At 51.0% G+C, this 16,675-nt stretch carries 19 protein-coding genes and 2 pseudogenes; 17 read left to right on the top strand and 4 right to left on the bottom strand.

Annotated features, from left to right (window positions below; translation table 11 throughout):
- Both C482_RS17650 and C482_RS17645 read right to left on the bottom strand, forming a co-directional pair.
- A pseudogene (locus C482_RS17650) lies at positions 1-684 on the bottom strand (hypothetical protein); the annotation flags it as partial.
- A 271-nt stretch (positions 685-955) separates the two neighbouring features.
- Positions 956-1,177 (bottom strand): hypothetical protein, encoded by a 222-nt coding sequence (locus C482_RS17645; RefSeq protein ID WP_152422043.1) that lies wholly within the window; start codon positions 1,175-1,177, stop codon positions 956-958.
- A gap of 360 nt (positions 1,178-1,537) precedes the next feature.
- Between C482_RS17645 and C482_RS17640 the strand changes: the two genes are divergently transcribed.
- From C482_RS17640 to C482_RS22910, 17 genes and pseudogenes are all read left to right on the top strand, one after another.
- The gene (locus tag C482_RS17640; protein ID WP_049896935.1) at positions 1,538-3,355 is read left to right on the top strand and encodes an eCIS core domain-containing protein; all 1,818 of its coding nucleotides are present in this window, start codon (positions 1,538-1,540) and stop codon (positions 3,353-3,355) included.
- Between the two features lie 16 nt (positions 3,356-3,371).
- Positions 3,372-4,067, top strand: a complete 696-nt coding sequence (locus tag C482_RS17635; RefSeq protein WP_049896933.1) for a hypothetical protein — start codon at positions 3,372-3,374, stop codon at positions 4,065-4,067.
- Between the two features lie 4 nt (positions 4,068-4,071).
- Positions 4,072-4,842: a hypothetical protein gene (locus C482_RS17630; protein ID WP_006169151.1), complete on the top strand. Its 771-nt coding sequence runs from the start codon at positions 4,072-4,074 to the stop codon at positions 4,840-4,842.
- A gap of 44 nt (positions 4,843-4,886) precedes the next feature.
- Positions 4,887-5,324 (top strand): hypothetical protein, encoded by a 438-nt coding sequence (locus C482_RS17625; RefSeq protein WP_049896932.1) that lies wholly within the window; start codon positions 4,887-4,889, stop codon positions 5,322-5,324.
- Positions 5,317-6,030 carry a hypothetical protein gene (locus C482_RS17620; protein WP_006169149.1) on the top strand — a complete coding sequence of 238 codons (714 nt, stop codon included), beginning with the start codon at positions 5,317-5,319 and terminating at the stop codon, positions 6,028-6,030. The genes C482_RS17625 and C482_RS17620 overlap by 8 nt, the downstream gene beginning before the upstream one ends.
- A 4-nt stretch (positions 6,031-6,034) precedes the next feature.
- Positions 6,035-6,799 carry a hypothetical protein gene (locus tag C482_RS17615; protein WP_006169148.1) on the top strand — a complete coding sequence of 255 codons (765 nt, stop codon included), beginning with the start codon at positions 6,035-6,037 and terminating at the stop codon, positions 6,797-6,799.
- A gap of 47 nt (positions 6,800-6,846) precedes the next feature.
- Entirely contained in the window at positions 6,847-7,608 is a 762-nt protein-coding gene (locus C482_RS17610; protein WP_006169147.1) for a hypothetical protein, read from the top strand.
- A gap of 59 nt (positions 7,609-7,667) precedes the next feature.
- On the top strand, positions 7,668-8,447 hold the full coding sequence (locus C482_RS17605) for a hypothetical protein (protein ID WP_006169146.1): 780 nt from the start codon (positions 7,668-7,670) through the stop codon (positions 8,445-8,447).
- A 59-nt stretch (positions 8,448-8,506) separates the two neighbouring features.
- Positions 8,507-8,920 (top strand): hypothetical protein, encoded by a 414-nt coding sequence (locus tag C482_RS17600; protein WP_241431950.1) that lies wholly within the window; start codon positions 8,507-8,509, stop codon positions 8,918-8,920.
- Between the two features lie 798 nt (positions 8,921-9,718).
- Complete coding sequence (locus C482_RS17590; RefSeq protein WP_006169143.1) at positions 9,719-10,507, top strand: hypothetical protein; 789 nt, start codon at positions 9,719-9,721, stop codon at positions 10,505-10,507.
- 184 nt (positions 10,508-10,691) lie between these two features.
- Positions 10,692-10,904 carry a hypothetical protein gene (locus C482_RS17585; RefSeq protein WP_049896930.1) on the top strand — a complete coding sequence of 71 codons (213 nt, stop codon included), beginning with the start codon at positions 10,692-10,694 and terminating at the stop codon, positions 10,902-10,904.
- A 153-nt stretch (positions 10,905-11,057) separates the two neighbouring features.
- Positions 11,058-11,669, top strand: a pseudogene (locus C482_RS17580) (hypothetical protein); the annotation flags it as partial.
- 131 nt (positions 11,670-11,800) lie between these two features.
- A complete protein-coding gene (locus C482_RS17575; RefSeq protein WP_193787764.1) occupies positions 11,801-12,553 on the top strand; it encodes a hypothetical protein in 753 nt (250 codons plus the stop codon).
- Positions 12,554-12,575: 22 nt separating this feature from the next.
- Positions 12,576-13,217: a hypothetical protein gene (locus C482_RS17570; protein ID WP_006169140.1), complete on the top strand. Its 642-nt coding sequence runs from the start codon at positions 12,576-12,578 to the stop codon at positions 13,215-13,217.
- Positions 13,218-13,221: 4 nt separating this feature from the next.
- The gene (locus C482_RS17565) at positions 13,222-13,986 is read left to right on the top strand and encodes a hypothetical protein (protein ID WP_006169139.1); all 765 of its coding nucleotides are present in this window, start codon (positions 13,222-13,224) and stop codon (positions 13,984-13,986) included.
- Positions 13,987-14,178: 192 nt separating this feature from the next.
- Positions 14,179-14,619 (top strand): hypothetical protein, encoded by a 441-nt coding sequence (locus C482_RS17560; RefSeq protein ID WP_006169138.1) that lies wholly within the window; start codon positions 14,179-14,181, stop codon positions 14,617-14,619.
- Positions 14,620-14,963: 344 nt separating this feature from the next.
- Entirely contained in the window at positions 14,964-15,464 is a 501-nt protein-coding gene (locus tag C482_RS22910) for a hypothetical protein (RefSeq protein WP_394295547.1), read from the top strand.
- A 250-nt stretch (positions 15,465-15,714) separates the two neighbouring features.
- Here C482_RS22910 and C482_RS17550 read toward each other — a convergent pair whose 3' ends face one another.
- Both C482_RS17550 and C482_RS20725 read right to left on the bottom strand, forming a co-directional pair.
- Positions 15,715-16,482, bottom strand: a complete 768-nt coding sequence (locus tag C482_RS17550) for a proteasome assembly chaperone family protein (protein ID WP_006169136.1) — start codon at positions 16,480-16,482, stop codon at positions 15,715-15,717.
- Positions 16,483-16,487: 5 nt separating this feature from the next.
- On the bottom strand, positions 16,488-16,670 hold the full coding sequence (locus tag C482_RS20725) for an RNA-protein complex protein Nop10 (protein ID WP_006169135.1): 183 nt from the start codon (positions 16,668-16,670) through the stop codon (positions 16,488-16,490).
- Between the last annotated feature and the right edge of the window lie 5 nt (positions 16,671-16,675).

Here is a 16,675-nt window from a genome sequence, read left to right as displayed (position 1 = left end):
GGACTGCTGTTCCCAGAACGCGCCCTCGGGGATCGAAGCGTTGTCGCCGCGATCGAGGGAGAAGCAGTCCTCAACGATCGGTTTCGCGCTCTTCCAGACCTCACGCGCCTTTTCGCGTGCGAGCGTGTCTTTGCTCTTCGACCGCGTCACCGTCCCAGTCGGCTGATCCGGCAAGAACTCGGGTTCGGGAGCAGGGATGTCGTGGTAGCGGGCGATGTCCACGACTACCTCGGCAGCTGTATGGACGGCCTCTTGTACGTCGGCGAGGCGATCTTCCCATGCCCGCCAGAGAGTAGATTGGTCGGGGATGTCTTCGAAGCCCAGCTGCGTGCAGAGGAACGGCTTCTGCTTCAGGTACTTGTAGAGGGCCGTGGCGTTCTTCCAGCCCTTGACGCAGCGGAGGACGTGGGCACGGAAAACGGCGTTCCAGGGCTTCGGACTGCCCTGTTCGTGGTCGTAGGTATCGTAGAAGCGCAGGTAGCANCAGCGGAGGACGTGGGCACGGAAAACGGCGTTCCAGGGCTTCGGACTGCCCTGTTCGTGGTCGTAGGTATCGTAGAAGCGCAGGTAGCAGGCTGGGATTTCCGAGACGAGGTCCTCCAGGGAGACGGAGCGGTCGTACCGGTGCTGTTGCTCGTACGGATAGCTTTTGAGAGCGCCATCGACCATCTCCCGGAACGTCATGTCGAAGGACCGCGCTTCGACAACTTCGCCAGTATCCGCGCCGTAGAGCCCTTCTACCTCGTAGTCTTTCGGCGTGGACTCGTATCCAGCGCTGTCGAGACGCATCGGTGGACCGATCCGCTTCCACCGTGACCCCGTTGGGGCCTGTCCCGCGCGTGCTGTCACTACTCAGGAATTACGCGGCTTCGTATATAAACCTCCAGAATATACCAGNCGCTTCCACCGTGACCCCGTTGGGGCCTGTCCCGCGCGTGCTGTCACTACTCAGGAATTACGCGGCTTCGTATATAAACCTCCAGAATATACCAGCAACCCAGCTCCCTTTTCTTGTACCGGGCTGAAAATATTGATGAGGGGGTTCGGGAACCGCTAAATCCCTTCTGCTTTCCAATGGTAAGTTATATAATTCCTTTCTGTATATGTCTGTAATAGATGGGATTTCGCCGTCCTCGGAAATCCAAATCCGACTCAGGTACTTCATCATCTCGGTCATCAGTGTCTCCAACATCGAAGGCGTCAAAAACGGCTCGTCGATCCAACCGCAACGCCACCCGCACTACAACCGACTCACAGTCATCTGCTGCTCGGCGTAGCCGGTCTGCTGCTGAGANCGGCTCGTCGATCCAACCGCAACGCCACCCGCACTACAACCGACTCACAGTCATCTGCTGCTCGGCGTAGCCGGTCTGCTGCTGAGACCAATAGCGAACACGCCGATCGAATCTGGCTCTCAGCCGACGACTGCGAAGCGGTACTCGGCCACTCGGTACCCACAGTGTCTCTCAGGCGAACGCTCGAGCAGGTAGTAAACACCGAAGGTCGTGAGACAGTTGAACAGTGGGCCGACGAAGGGATGCCAGTCGAGATAATGGGTGATTCTGAGAAGATGGCTGCGTTCCGAACGCGGCAAGCGCAGTCTCCTGANCACCGAAACAGATACACTCACCTGGATGATGACCGGTCTGGAGAAATAGCCGTTCCCGACCCTGTTCGCCGAGTTCTCTCCACACCTGGCCAGCCGCTGGATACAGCGACTCAGTCGGACTTAGCCGAGCGTCTGGGTGATCGTTTCGACGACGTCACGATTCATACCGGCCCGGAAGCAGCGAACGCCTGCGAGTCGATCGACGCCCGCGCGTTCNGCGCCACAGGCAAGTACCTGCTTGCCCACGAGTTGGTGCATACTCGCCAGCAGACGGACGGACAGGTCACTCGATTGCCGGCTGCAACGGAACTCGAGGTGCGAGATTCCTCGAGTGCGGACGAGCTTGCCAGTGAGGCGCTCCGATCGGACGCGGGCGTTGGGGCGCTCACGCCGAGCCAAGCAGCGCTGTCCGTCCAGCGGATGCACAAACACGAACTCCTCGAGGTCCTCGACGACGAACTCGAGGAGGACCTGTCCGAGGAGTTCGAGGATGGCCTGCCCGAAGAAATCCTCGAAAAGCTGCCGGAGGCACTGCGTGAAGGCTACGAGAACGGCCATCCAGCGTTCACGCGGGCTTACGAGCGGGAGTTCGACAACGCGACGTTTCAGGACCTCACCAAATCGTCGTTCCGAAACAGTGAGCGCTGGGGTGAGAAAGGAGAAGTCCACTGGACCTGGGAGGAGGTCGCCAGTTCGATCCTGTTCAATAGTCGAGACGGGATCGAGGACCTCAGCGAGCGCGAGCAACGAACGCTGGCGCTGTTCATGAACGAGTCAGACGAGATCGCTGCGGAGTTCGGAAAAGCCATCGAACGCCACTGGCAAGGTCTTTCCGGCGGAGACTATCTCAACGAGACCGTCGAGAAAGGGACTGCCGGTGCGATGGTCGATTTCTCGCTCGGACAGCCGTTTATCGCAACCGCAGTGGGGGCGATTACTGCGCCTGTCAAAGCGCAACTCGAGTATCAGGTCGATAAACGTCTGCCGAAGGATTACGAAGAGTACGGAAAGTTCGAGATCCTTGGTGCTGCTATCAATGAAGTTAGGGGAGATGATAATGACTACCTGGGAGAAAGTGAGGAGGAAGCCACAGCTGAAACTAATCAGGCGCAATTTGATGATGCAAAATACAATAATCAAATTCAACACGAAATAGAGCCCGATACTGGAGACCAGGTGATAGACCTAGAGCGGGTCGAAGACAATCTCCAGCAGCTCAGAACGATGCAGAGCGAGGAGTGGGTCGATCTGGGGCAGGACCAGCGTGAAGAGTACATTAAGACGTTGCAGAAGGAAGGACTCATGTCGCGCGTGCTCGTCGGGACGATGGCATCAGTCGATCCGGAACAAATTAATCGACCGGATCCTGTCGAATACGCGAAAGATGGTGCGACAAGTGGCGGGGTCTCTGGAACGGCCACGACAGCACGGGAGGCAGGAACCACTGCCGTAGATTCGGGGACGATCGATCTATTTAGTTCCGTGTCGTCTGGCGTGAGGCACGGGAGTCTAAAAGGAGTCGCGACGGCGATTACGAAGGTAGGAGCTGAGGCTTTCAACACTGAAAAGAAAATCAAGGGAACCGGCGATCAGCTGGAAGAAGTGCTTTTGAAAGGCGTAAAAGGCGTTCATCCCCAACCGGAACAAGAGCAGAGGTATGATTCGACGGACTCGTACGACGAACTCGTCGTTGAACTCATCAAGCTTCTCGAACAGGAGGAACTTCTGGAGGCATACAATGACTGATACTGGAACAACATCGATGGAAGCCCAAATTGTCGGTCGGGATCCGCCAGGAGTTGTTGTGCAGGTAATTGACCACAGAGAATACACACATCACGTGTTGTTCGATTGGGACGGGGACCTCATTGGGCACGTCCACGAACGATATACAGAGGAAACACAGACTGATCCCGAACCGAGTCGAATTCTCAAGCGCGTCCAATTTCGTGCACGGTACGAAGCTCACCGCGAGACGGATGCCCACTGTCTCGGGTCGATCGTCAATATAGACGTTATCGAAGACGCCATTACTGTCCTCGAAGCTCTCGATATTCCCCAGATAATGGACCACTTTGAGCCGTTCTTGGACACAATTCGTTCGCCGCCCGTTGACAAGGAAGTCGTTGCGTTCACTGCACTGTTCCTCTCTCTAAACGATTGCAGAGACGAACTTGTTGGTCAATCTGATCCGATTACGTTCTATCAGGAAAACGGAGAGCTAGTCAACACTGATGTAACTCTCCGGAAAGAGCCGGATGTCCATATTACTATTCCGCCTCTGGAACACTGTTTCGCCTGTGATAAACAGTTTCGCGATCTTATCGTTCGTCATCTCGAGTGTCAGGTTAGAGATCTCTACTACAAACAAGGTCGCCAGCCTCCTGAACGATATCGAGTCGAAGGGCGAGGACTCGATGAACCTGGAATCGTTCCTTTCGACGAACAAGCGAAATAGACCTATGAAAGCAAAAATCATCGGAACCGAAGACGATATTATTGGCGTCCAAGTCATTGACCCGCGTGGAAATGTCCACCTGGTTGAGATCGATGTTGAAAACGAGGATACCGAAGATCTCCACGCTCAAGAGTCATACCCGTTAGATTCGTCGGAGCGAACCGACGAACAGGAACGAATTATGAACCAGGTCGCCGCCCGAGCACGGTTCGAGGCCCATACACAGACAGAGTACGAGATTCTTCGAGATGGGTGGGTCCCACGACAACTACGACGAGGAATCGATGCGCTCGAAAATATGCCAGTCAAGGAGTTTGACGAGGCGTTTCGCGAGTATTATCATGCGCTGATTAACCCAGCGAAAGCCAAAGAAGAGTACGGTATCACTGAGGGTGAAGTCGAATTTTCTGGCGAACCCCAAATCGTGCTGATCATGAAAGGATTCTGTATTAATGAGCAGAACGAGGTTGTAAACGTGCTACCTGACCTATATCTCTATTATTCAAATGAGCACGTTAATGAAACATATACAACAGGGCACGCCGCAAGTTGTTCCACAGACACAACACAAATAACGCCGATGATTCCACCGTTCAAGGAACCTCCTGCTGATTTTGTCTACCCAGAAGATTTCCGAGGCTTTCTAATCCATAACATAATATGCCAAATTAGAGATGTATATCGGAATATGGGCGAGAAAGCGCCGGAGCAGTACGATATCGACGGGTATGGCAAGCCAAAAGGGAACTTTGACCGCGACGAGTATCTTCCATAGAGTGACTAAATGAAAATTTATATGCCATGGAAGTGTTACTTTTGATGTCGCGTGTGCTCGTCGGCACGATGGCATCGGTTGATCCGGAGAATATCGATCGACCGGATCCCGTTGAATACGCGAAAGACGGTGCGAGAAGTGCTGGAGTTTCAGGTACAGCTACTACATCGGGGAGCGCCGGGAAGAATGCCGTGACTGGAGAAAATATCGACCTGATTGGTTCGATCGCGACCGGGACAACGAGAGGCGGCCTGAAAGGCATTGCAACGGTTATCACAGCACTTGCTGCCGATCAACTTGGTACTAAAAAGAAGCTCACTGAAATTGGGGACAAACTGGAAGCCGATGTCTTGAAATACGTGAAAGGAATTCATCAGCAGCCAGAACAGACGGAGAAGTCAACAGACTCGTACGACGAGCTTGTTGTCGAGCTGGTTAGAATCCTAGATGAAGAAGCACTATTCGACGAACACTATGACTGACACTGATCACAAACCGATGGATGCACACGTTATCGGACAAGATGAAATGGGTATTGCCGTCGAAGTGGCTGATCGAAAGGGATACACGAATCACGTATTGTTCGGTCGAGATGGTGAACTGATCGGTCACGTTCACGAACGGTTTTCAGAATCGAGTCAAACTGACCCAGAACCCTCCCGGATTCTCAAACGCGTGCAGTTCCATGCTAGAAACGAAGCACATCGACAGACTAATGCTGGTCTCCTTCTGCCCGTTTTCGACTGGCAAGTCATCGAAGATACCATTGCGATCCTTGAATCATTTGATATTCAACAAATCATGGAGCAGTTCGGAGACTTTTACGATGCCATTCAATCCCCACCTGTGGATGACCTCGCTTTCACTGCACTCTTTCTTTCACTAAACGACAAGCGTGACGCGATCGTTAATCGGTCGGATCCGCTATCCTTCTACTTTGAGGACGAAACCCTCCTGCACACTCATTTCCGTTACGAGGAGGAGCCCGATGCCTACCTGACGATTCCACCGTTCGAAAGGCCGGTAGCCTGCGATAAAGGGTTCAGAGATATATTGGTTCATCACCTCAAATGTCGTATAAGAGATCTCCATTACATGCAAGGGCTTCAGCCTCCATCAGAATATCAGGTCAAGGGACTTGGAATCAATAAACAAGAAATCGTCCCGTATAATGATCAAGCACTATAGAACCATGAAAGCAGAAATCATTGGAATCAGAAATGGAATTATTGGTGTGAAAGTAGTTGACCCACGGGGTAATTTGCATCTTGTAGAAATTGATATTGAAGAAGAGGGGGCTAATCATACTCACGCGCAAGAATCCTACCCTTTAGATCCGAAAAACCAAACTGAAGAACAACAGCGCATAATGAACCAAGTTGAAGCCCGCGCCAGATTCGAGGCGCACACACAGACAAGTTACGATATACTACTCTCTGACTGGGACCCACGACAGTTGCGGCGTGGGATTGATGCCTTGGAGAAGATGCCACTCGACCAGTTCGACGATGCCTTTCGGGAGTATTATCATGCATTGATCAATCCAGAGCGAACTAAACAGGAATATGGAATAACCGAAGGCGCAGTTGAATTTGAGGGGGAACCTCGGATCGCACTGGTGATGAAAGGTTTCTGTATCAACGATAAAAACGAGGTCGTTGATGTCCTACCGGATATGTATATTTATTATTCGAAAGAGGACATCGAGGAGACTTACACGACTGGAACACCGGCAAGTTGTTCGGAGGATACGACACAGGTAACTCCGATGGTACCTCCGTTCATAGAAGTGCCCGAGGATTTCATTTACCCAGAGGATTTCCGGGGCTTCCTCATCAACAATCTTATCTGCCAGATTAGAGACATATACCGGAATATGGGTGAAACACCGCCCAAACAGTACGACATCGAGGGATATGGAAAACCAAAAGGGAATTTCGACCCAGATGAGGTTTGAGTTCCGCCTTTTTGTCTCAACTCGTTTATTGACGGTAGAATAGCGTCATGAAATCAGAAATAATTGGAATCAGAGAGGGTGTTATCGGCGTCGAAGTAGTTGATCCACAGGGCAATCCACATCTCATCGAACTTGCCGTAGATAATGACACTGCCGATGACTTCCACGGTCAAGACGTGTTTCCGACCAATCCGTCAGATCGCAGTGGAGAACAGGAACGAATTATGAATCAGGTCTTCGCTCGGGCACGGTTCGAAGTGCATACGCAAACAGAGTACGACATTCTTCGTTCTGGCTGGGACCCTCGGGCACTTCGGCGGGGAATCGACGCAATCGAGACGATGTCTGTCGAGAAGTTTGATACACTCTTTTATGAGTACTACAAATCACTCCTCGATCCAACCGCGCTTCGAGATGAATACGGGATCACAGATGATTCGACCGAGTTCGATGGCGAGCCACGAGTCGCACTTGTAATCAAAAGTATCTGTATCGATGAACATAACGAATACGTGACCGATCATCCGCTATTTATATTCTACACTGCCGAGGATCTCGACGTGAATTACACCGCAGGCCCCGATCCCACGTGCTCCGATAGGACCACAGAAATCCCCGTGATGCTTCCCCCATTCGATGGCTATCCAGAAGACCTGATTTACCCTGAAGATTTTAGAGGATTGCTTATTAATAATCTCATCTGCCAGATTAGAGATATCTATCGAAATATGGGAGAACAACCGCCAGACCAGTATGATATCAACGGCTTCGGGAAACCCCACGGAAACTTCGATCGCGACGAATATTAAATCGATTTAAAAACCATAAATAAATTATTAATTCTTCCGATAACAATCTAAGTAGAACAATGAAAGCCGAAATAATTGGATTCAAAAATGGAATTATTGGCGTGAAAGTTATCGATCATCAGGGTAACCCACATTTAGTTGAGATTGATATCGAAGATGAAGATGCAGAGGATTTTCACGCACAGGAGTCCTATCCTCGCAATCCATCTGACAGAACGTCGGAACAAAACCGTACTATGTATCAGGTCCGGGCACGGGCTAGGTTTGAGGCACATACACAGACAGAACACGAGATTCTTCTTTCCGACTGGGACCCTCGACAACTACGACGAGGAATCGATGCGCTTGAAACCATGCCGATAGAAGAGTTCGACGAGGCATTTCGCGAGTATTATCACGCACTTATCAATCCAGAACAGACAAAAAAAGAGTACGGAATTACCAGAGAGTCGGTCGAATTCGATGCTGAACCGGAGATTGCGTTACTGGTGAAAGGGTTCTGCATTGATGAGCAGAACGAGGTTGTGAACGTATTACCTGAGATGTATGTTTATTATTCGAACGAAGCTATCGAGGAGATGTATGCAACAGGGCACGCTGCGAGTTGTTCCAGCGAGACGACACAAATTACACCAATGGTGCCACCATTCAGGAATGTCCCGAGCGATTTTACTTACCCCGACGACTTCCGTGGTTTTCTAATCCACAATATAATTTGCCAGATCAGAGACATCTATCGTAATATGGGGGAAGAACCGCCGGAGCAGTACGATATCGACGGGTATGGCAAGCCAAAAGGAAACTTTGACCGCGACGAGTATCTTCCATGGAGTGACTAAATGAAAATTTATATGACATGGAAGTGTTACTTTTGATGTCGCGTGTGCTCGTCGGCACGATGGCATCGGTCGATCCGGAGAATATCGATCGACCGAATCCCGTTGAGTATGCAAAAGAGGGTGTATCGAGTGCTGGAGTATCAGGAACAGCGGGTACGGTACAGAAGGCAGGGACCAATACTGTCGACTCGGGCAGCACAGATCCAATAGAGGCACTGTCAATCGGAGCAGCGAAGGGGAGCATCAAAGGCTTTGCAACAATCCTCACGAAGATCGCTGCCGAGCGGCTTGGCACTGGAGAAAAAATCAAAGCGGTAGGAGACAGAATAGAGGAAGACCTTCTGAAAGCTGTGAAAGGAATCAAATCCCAGCCAGAACAGACGCAGGATTCGAAGGAAGCATACGACGAACTCGTCGTCGAACTAATTAGAATATTGGATGAGGAGGAGCGTTTCGAGGATTATGGCCAATAACGGATACGAATCGATGGACGCACATATTATCGGAGAAGACTCCGTGGGAATCGCAGTCGAAGTAACTGACTGCAAAGGATACACGAACCACGTGTTATTCGACCGGGATGGGGAACTCATTGGTCACGTACACGAACGATTCACAGAAGCAACCCAAACTGATCCAGAGCCATCCCGAATNCGTGTTATTCGACCGGGATGGGGAACTCATTGGTCACGTACACGAACGATTCACAGAAGCAACCCAAACTGATCCAGAGCCATCCCGAATACTCAGACGGGTACAGTTCCGGGCACGAAACGAGGCTCATCGCCAGAGTGAAGCCGATCTTCTCTTTCCCATCCTCGACTGGACCGTCATTGAAGACACCATCGGCGTACTCGAATCGTTCGATGTTCCACAGATTATGGAACACTTCGAAGACTTTTATGAAGCGATTCAGGATCCACCCGTCGAAAACGTTGCCTATACTGCACTGTTCCTCTTCCTGAACGATGGTCGTGATGAACTTGTTAGACAATCTGATACAGTAACGTTCTATCACGAAAACGATGGCCTCACTCATACTGAGTTTTCTTTCGAGCGCGATCCCGACGCTTATGTTACAATCCCGCCGCTCGAGGAGATATTCGCCTGTGATAAGCGGTTCCGGGACCTTATTATCCACCAGCTTAAATGTAGAATAAGAGACCTCCACTACATGCAAGGGTGTCAGCCTCCAGAGAAGTATCGGGTCGACGGGTTAGGGGTCAACGATTCTGAAATTGTTCCTTTCAACGAACAGGCAAAATAGATTCATGAAAGCTGAAATAATCGGAATCAAAGAGGGTGTTATTGGCGTAGAGGTTATTGATCCGAACGGGAATTCACATTTGGTCGATCTTGCCGTCGATAATGAAGAGGAAAATGATTATCATGGCCAAGACGTCTATCCACATAGCTCGTCTGAGCGAACCGAAGAACAAGAGCGTCTGATGAATCAAGTCTTTGCACGAGCCAGGTTCGAAGCCCATACTCAGACGGAATATGAGATCCTTCGGGACGGCTGGGACCCTCGACAACTACGACGGGGGATTGACGCTCTCGAGAACATGCCAGCGGAGGAGTTTGATGAAGCGTTCCGTGAGTATTACCACGCACTCATCAATCCGGAGAAAACCAAGGAAGAGTACGGCATTACTGAAGACTCAGTCGAATTTCCTGGTGAACCCCAGGTCTCGCTGATTATGAAAGGATTCTGTATTAATGAGTCGAACAAAGTTGTGAACGTCCTTTCTGATTTCTGTATTTACTACTCAAATGAGAATGCGGAGATGAATTATACGACAGGAACATTTGCAAGTTGTTCGGATAATTTGACACAGATAACGCCAATGATTCCACCGTTCAAAGAACCACCTGATGATGATGATGATGATTTCGTCTACCCTGAGGATTTCCGAGGGTTCATGATCCATAACCTCATCTGCCAAATTAGAGATGTTTATCTGAATATGGGTGAAAATCCACCAGAACAATACAACATTCAAGGGTTTGGGAAAGGGACCGGTAATTTCGATTATGACCAATATCTACCGTGGAAATAACCTATAGTTTTCCTGAGCCATCTTGACACTCACGAATGAAATCAATATTAAATTCTTCTTGAAATGAGAATGAAAATATACCTAGGTTACACAGCAGCTTTCAGGAAAGGTGAAACGACCTCGGTCTTGGAATCGGCAGTGTAAATTCAGATTTAAAGAGGATGTGAAAGGTGTTGCTACGGTTTTGACAAAACTCAGCCTGGAAGAGTCTGGGACGAGAGGGAAACTCACAGCAGTTGGTGACGCCCTCGAAGACCGATTCGCCAAACACGTCAAAGGGATTCGCAGAGAGCGGGCTGCCGGCCTTGACTCCTCACAGGAGTACGACGAACTGGTCCATGCGCTCTTACACGTATTAGATGAGGAGGACCTATTGGAGGAACATTATCATGGGTAACGTGCCACCGTCCCGAATGGAAGCAGACGTTATCGGACTGGATAGCCCAGGGGTAGCTATCCAGGTGATCGATCACCGCGACTATACCCATCACCTGCTGTTCGACTGGGACGGTGAACTCATTGGTCNGATAGCCCAGGGGTAGCTATCCAGGTGATCGATCACCGCGACTATACCCATCACCTGCTGTTCGACTGGGACGGTGAACTCATTGGTCATGTTCAAGACCGATTTACAGAAGAGGTCCAGACTGATCTCCAACCTGCGAAAATACTCAATCGCGTTCGGTTTCGCGCACGTAACGTCGGACATCACGAGACTGACGCGAAACTCCTCAGCCCCATCTTCGACTGGGTCGTTCTCGACGAGGCCATCGATGTCCTCCAGGGTTTGGACCAATTATCGATTATGGAACACTTCATGGACTTTCTCGAAGCAATTCGAGATCCCCCCGTTGATGACGTGGAGTTCACCGCCTTGTACCTCCATCTGGATGATGCGAACGAAGAACTGATCGATCAGTCCGATCCCGTGACGTTTTATTTCGACGATCAGGACCTCGTTCACACACCAGTTAACCTCGAACGTGAGCCAGATGTGTACGTGACGATTTCACCGCTCAAAAGACCCTTCGCCTGCGATCACACCTTTCGAGATCTCATCGTCCATCAGCTCAAATGCCAGATTCGAGATCTCTACTACAGGCAGGGTGGGCAGCCACCGGAACAGTACCAAGTCAATGGGATCGGTCTTCACGATACTGAANCAGCTCAAATGCCAGATTCGAGATCTCTACTACAGGCAGGGTGGGCAGCCACCGGAACAGTACCAAGTCAATGGGATCGGTCTTCACGATACTGAACTCGTCCCATTCGAACATCAAGCACAATAGAACCATGCAAGCAAACGTAATCGGAATTAAAGAAGGTGTTATTGGTGTGGAGGTTATCGATCCACGTGGTAATTCTCATCTCATCGAATTAGCTGTGGATAACGAAGATGCGGATGACTTTCACGGCCAGGACACTTACCCACACAGCTCCGGAGAACGGGACAATGAAGAAGAGCGTTTAATGAATCAGGTCTTCGCTCGCGCTCGGTTTGAGGCCCATACACAAACGGAGTACGACATCCTCCGTTCGGGGTGGGACCCGACCCAGTTACGCCGGGGCATCGACGCTCTCGAGCGCATTTCAGACGACGAATTCGACGACCTCTTCTACGAGTATTACATGGCGTTGCACGATCCGACGGGCCTCAAAGACGAGTACGATATCGGTCCAGACACTGCCGAAGTCGAGGGGGACCCTCGGATCGCACTCGTGATCAAGAGCTTCTGTATCGACGATCAAAATGAGATTGTGAACGATTTACCTCTGTTCGTCTTCTACTCGAGCGAACAGGCCGACAAAAATTATACGGCTGGTCCGGATCCCGACTGTCCCAGTGGTACTACTGAAATCCCGTCGATGCTCCCGCCGTTCAAAGACGCACCAGAAGACTTCGTCTATCCAGAGGACTTCAGAGGCCTGATGATCAATAATCTCATCTGCCAAATTAGAGACGTTTATCGCAATATGGGTGAGCGTCCGCCGAAGCAGTACGATATCGACGGCTTCGGAAAGCCCCACGGGAACTTTGATCGGTGATACTAATTGTAGTATTCATCGGATGAATGAAAAGTACACGCATCACGTGTTGTTCGATTGGGATGGGAACCTCATTGGGCACGTCCACGAACGATATACAGAGGAAACGCAGACTGATCCCGAACCGAGTCGAATTCTCAAGCGCGTCCAATTTCGTGCACGGTACGAAGCTCACCGCGAGACGGATGCTCACTGTCTTGGGTCGATCGTCAATATAGATGTTATCGAGGATGCCATTACTGTCCTCGAAGCTCTCGATATTCGCCAGATAATGGACCACTTTGAGCCGTTCTTCAATACAATTCGTTCACCGCCCGTTGACAGAGAAGTCGTTGCGTTCACTGCACTGTTCCTCTCCTTAAACGATTCCAGAGACGAACTTGTTGGCCAGTCTGATCCGATTACGTTCTATCAGGAAAACGGAGAGCTCGTCAATACTGATGTAACTCTCCGGAAAGAGCCGGATGTCCACATTACTATTCCGCCTCTCGAACACTGTTTCGCCTGTGATAAACAGTTTCGCGATCTTATCGTTCGTCATCTCGAGTGTCAGGTAAGAGACCTCTACTACAAGCAAGGTCGCCAGCCTCCCGAACGATATCGAATTGAAGGACGAGGACTCGACGAACCTGGAATTGTCCCTTTCGACGAACAAGCGAAATAGACCTATGAAAGCAAAAATCATCGGAACCGAAGACGATATCATTGGCGTCCAAGTCATCGACCCGCGTGGAAATATCCACCTCGTTGAGATTGATGTTGAAAACGAGGATACTGAAGACCTCCATGCTCAGGAATCATACCCGAACGATCCAACAGAAAGAACTGCTGAACAAAATCAGATTATGTATCAGGTCCGGGCACGAGCCAGATATGAGGCTCATATAGCCACAGAACACGATATTCTGTTGCCGGATTGGGATCCAAGACAACTACATCGTGGTATTGAGGCCCTCGAAAACATGTCTCTCAAAGTGTTTGGTGACAACTTCCGCGAGTATTATCACGCGCTAATCAATCCTGAAAAGACCAGAGAAGAGTACGGGATTACCGAAGGATCGGTTGAGTTTCCCGGCAAACCCCAGATCGTATTGATTATGAAAGGGTTCTGTATCGACGAGCAGAACGAAGTCGTGAATGTATTACCAGATATGTATATTTACTACACGAATGACCAAACCGAACAGACGTACACTGCGGGGACGTCGGCTAGCTGTTCGGATGAGACGACACAACTTACAGTGATGCTGCCACCGTTCGTGAGCATCTCTGATGACTTCAACTATCCAGAGGACTTTCGCGCCTCGGTAATCAATAATTTGGTCTGCCAAATCCGTGATATCTACCGAAATATGGGCGAGGAGCCGCCTGCAAACGTTGATCTCGAAGGATTTGGAAAGCCTGCCGGTAATTTCGACCCAGATGAGTTCTGAGTTCCGTGTCTATCCCCATCACCTGCTGTTTGACTGGGATGGTGAACTCATTGGTCACGTTCAAGAACGATTTACAGCGGAGGATCAGACCGATCTCCAGCCTGCGAAAATACTCGAGCGCTTCGGTTTCGCGCACGCAATGTCGGGCATCACGAAACTGATGCAGAACTCCTCAGCCCCATCTTCGACTGGGTGGTTCTCGACGAGGCCATCGATGTTCTCGAGAGCCTGGACCAATCAGCCATCATGGAGCACTTCATGGACTTTCTCGAAGCAATTCAAGATCCTCCCGTTGATAACGTGGAATTCACCGCCTTGTACCTCCATCTGGATGATGCGAACAAGGAACTGATTGACCAGGCTGATCCCGTGACGTTCTATTTCGAGGATCAGGATCTTGTTCACACACCGGTTAGCCTCGAGCGTGAACCCGACGTGTACGTGACGATCTCACCACTCACACGCCCATTTGCCTGTGATCATGCCTTCCGAGATCTTATCGTTCACCAGCTTAAATGCCAGATTCGAGACCTCTACTATATGCAAGCCAGTCAGCCACCCAGAGAATATCAGATCGACGGAGTGGGCATTCACGATACCAAAATCGAGTCTTTTGAACATTCAACCAAATAGACTTATGAAAGCAAAAATAATTGGGATTGAAGATGGTGTCATTGGAGTCGAGGTTATAGATCCACGTGGGAATCAGCATATTATCGAGATACCAGTTGATAACGATGAGGCAAGCGACTATCATGGACAAAATGCCTACCCACACAGCTCTGAGGAGCGTACTGAGGATCAAGAACGTCTTATGAACCAAGTTTTTGCTCGAGCTCGTTTTGAAGCACATATAAACACCAATTACGATATACTACTCTCTGACTGGGACCCACGACAGTTGCGACGTGGGATCGACGCCCTCGAGAAGATGCCGCTCGACCAGTTCGACGAGGCCTTCCGAGAGTACTACCANGTTGCGACGTGGGATCGACGCCCTCGAGAAGATGCCGCTCGACCAGTTCGACGAGGCCTTCCGAGAGTACTACCACGCGCTGATTAATCCAGAACGAACTAAACAGGAGTACGGGATAACCGAAGGCAGAGTCGAATTCGAGGGAGAACCTCGGATCGCCCTGATCATGAAGGGGTTCTGTATCAACGACGAGAACGAAGTTGTCGAAGTCCTCCCGGACATGTACATCTACTATTCGAAGGAGGACATCGAGGAGACTTACACGACTGGGACGCCAGCGAGCTGTTCGGAGGGAACCACACAGATCACCCCGATGGTGCCTCCGTTCGTAGAAGTGCCCGAGGACTTCGTCTACCCCGAGGACTTCCGGGGATTTCTGATCAACAACCTCATCTGCCAGATCAGAGACGTGTACCGGAACATGGGTGAAATACCGCCCAAACAGTACGACATCGAGGGATACGGCAAACCAAAAGGGAACTTCGATCGTGACGAGTACTAACGCGAGTCGAGACGCACGACACTCTCCTCAGCACATCTTCAACTGGGTCGTTCTCGACGAGGCCATCGATGTCCTCAAAATTTCCCAAGTGTCTGATAGAATAGCGTAATTCACTGACTCGTCGAGCTGCGAAATAGTCATCAAACTGGTGAGTAGTCACCGTTCAACCTGTGCATTATAACTCATTTTCGGAACCCGTCTACAAACAAGAGCACAAGAAAACAGGAAAAGAGGAAATCTGTTCGCCGACTCAGCCGATATACCGCAGGTCGTCGTCCGTCGGCACGTCCATCTGCTGTTGCTGTTCCATCTCCTGAATCTTCCCGATAACGTCTTCCATCTCCTCAGCACGCTCATCGAGCGTCTCGTAATCCAGGTCGATCTCGAGTACTGCTTCTAACACCTCGAGCACGGCGCGGGCACTTTTCGGATCGACGAGGTAACCGCTCGTCTCGCCCATCAGACACGCCACCTCGAACTCGCGACGCGCGCCGAGGCCGAGCAGTAGACCCGAGACACCGACGATACCGCCCGCCGGCTCGTCCTCTCTGAACTCGACGCCGGCCTCCTCGAGATCCTCGCGCATCGACTCCGCTGTCATGGCCCCCACGACGGCGTACTCGTCGATGAGCTCGCCCGTCGGAATACCCCCGAGTGCGAACGCCTCGGACGCGCCGAACTCCTCGGCGATGTCGAGGAACGCACTCGTCAGCACGTAGTGGCCATCGTTCGTCTGCGCCTGATGATCGCCGGTCAGCAAGAGCAAATCGCGCCCCTCCGGCGGGGATACCGCGTAGATTTCGGCACAGGTGAGTTCCGAGACGCCGTCTTCGACGGTCACCTGTGGCGGGAACTCGCGGGAGTACACCCGTCGAACGAGCGTACTCTCGCCTTCGAGCTCCTCCAGCAGGTGGTCGACGGCGAGTTTCCCAACGTGTCCGACACCCGGCAACCCCTCGACGAGTACGGGGTCGTCCAGTTCGAGTTCGGCGACCGCGTCGATGTCGAGTTCGTCCATATACCCTAGCAGCGATGGCGACGTTTAAGAGCGCGTCGGTACTCGCCGTAGGGATCTTCGGGATCGAAGGGTGCCGGGGCGCTGTTTTCGGTGTCAGCGCCACAGTCCGGACACGTTGCAGAAAGGGAATATCGCGGGCGGTCGTGTCGCTCGCGCCACGCCGAACACACCCGGATATCAGATTTCATTGGTA

It is taken from the genome of Natrialba chahannaoensis JCM 10990, from assembly GCF_000337135.1.
GTDB classification, from domain to species: Archaea; Halobacteriota; Halobacteria; order Halobacteriales; family Natrialbaceae; genus Natrialba; species Natrialba chahannaoensis.
Note: the sequence above shows the minus strand (reverse complement) of the source record. Positions and strands in the feature narration are given on the sequence as shown.

What these genes read in the sequence shown, in the direction of transcription:
- C482_RS17550 (WP_006169136.1), bottom strand. Translation starts at nt 16,482, where the DNA reads ATGGACGAACTCGACATCGACGCGGTCGCCGAACTCGAACTGGACGAC.
- C482_RS17645 (WP_152422043.1), bottom strand. Translation starts at nt 1,177, where the DNA reads ATGACCGAGATGATGAAGTACCTGAGTCGGATTTGGATTTCCGAGGAC.
- C482_RS17565 (WP_006169139.1), top strand. Translation starts at nt 13,222, where the DNA reads ATGAAAGCAAAAATCATCGGAACCGAAGACGATATCATTGGCGTCCAA.
- C482_RS17620 (WP_006169149.1), top strand. Translation starts at nt 5,317, where the DNA reads ATGACTGACACTGATCACAAACCGATGGATGCACACGTTATCGGACAA.
- C482_RS17575 (WP_193787764.1), top strand. Translation starts at nt 11,801, where the DNA reads ATGCAAGCAAACGTAATCGGAATTAAAGAAGGTGTTATTGGTGTGGAG.
- C482_RS17600 (WP_241431950.1), top strand. Translation starts at nt 8,507, where the DNA reads ATGGCATCGGTCGATCCGGAGAATATCGATCGACCGAATCCCGTTGAG.
- C482_RS20725 (WP_006169135.1), bottom strand. Translation starts at nt 16,670, where the DNA reads ATGAAATCTGATATCCGGGTGTGTTCGGCGTGGCGCGAGCGACACGAC.
- C482_RS17610 (WP_006169147.1), top strand. Translation starts at nt 6,847, where the DNA reads ATGAAATCAGAAATAATTGGAATCAGAGAGGGTGTTATCGGCGTCGAA.
- C482_RS17635 (WP_049896933.1), top strand. Translation starts at nt 3,372, where the DNA reads ATGGAAGCCCAAATTGTCGGTCGGGATCCGCCAGGAGTTGTTGTGCAG.
- C482_RS17590 (WP_006169143.1), top strand. Translation starts at nt 9,719, where the DNA reads ATGAAAGCTGAAATAATCGGAATCAAAGAGGGTGTTATTGGCGTAGAG.
- C482_RS17605 (WP_006169146.1), top strand. Translation starts at nt 7,668, where the DNA reads ATGAAAGCCGAAATAATTGGATTCAAAAATGGAATTATTGGCGTGAAA.
- C482_RS17630 (WP_006169151.1), top strand. Translation starts at nt 4,072, where the DNA reads ATGAAAGCAAAAATCATCGGAACCGAAGACGATATTATTGGCGTCCAA.
- C482_RS17615 (WP_006169148.1), top strand. Translation starts at nt 6,035, where the DNA reads ATGAAAGCAGAAATCATTGGAATCAGAAATGGAATTATTGGTGTGAAA.
- C482_RS17570 (WP_006169140.1), top strand. Translation starts at nt 12,576, where the DNA reads ATGAATGAAAAGTACACGCATCACGTGTTGTTCGATTGGGATGGGAAC.
- C482_RS17625 (WP_049896932.1), top strand. Translation starts at nt 4,887, where the DNA reads ATGTCGCGTGTGCTCGTCGGCACGATGGCATCGGTTGATCCGGAGAAT.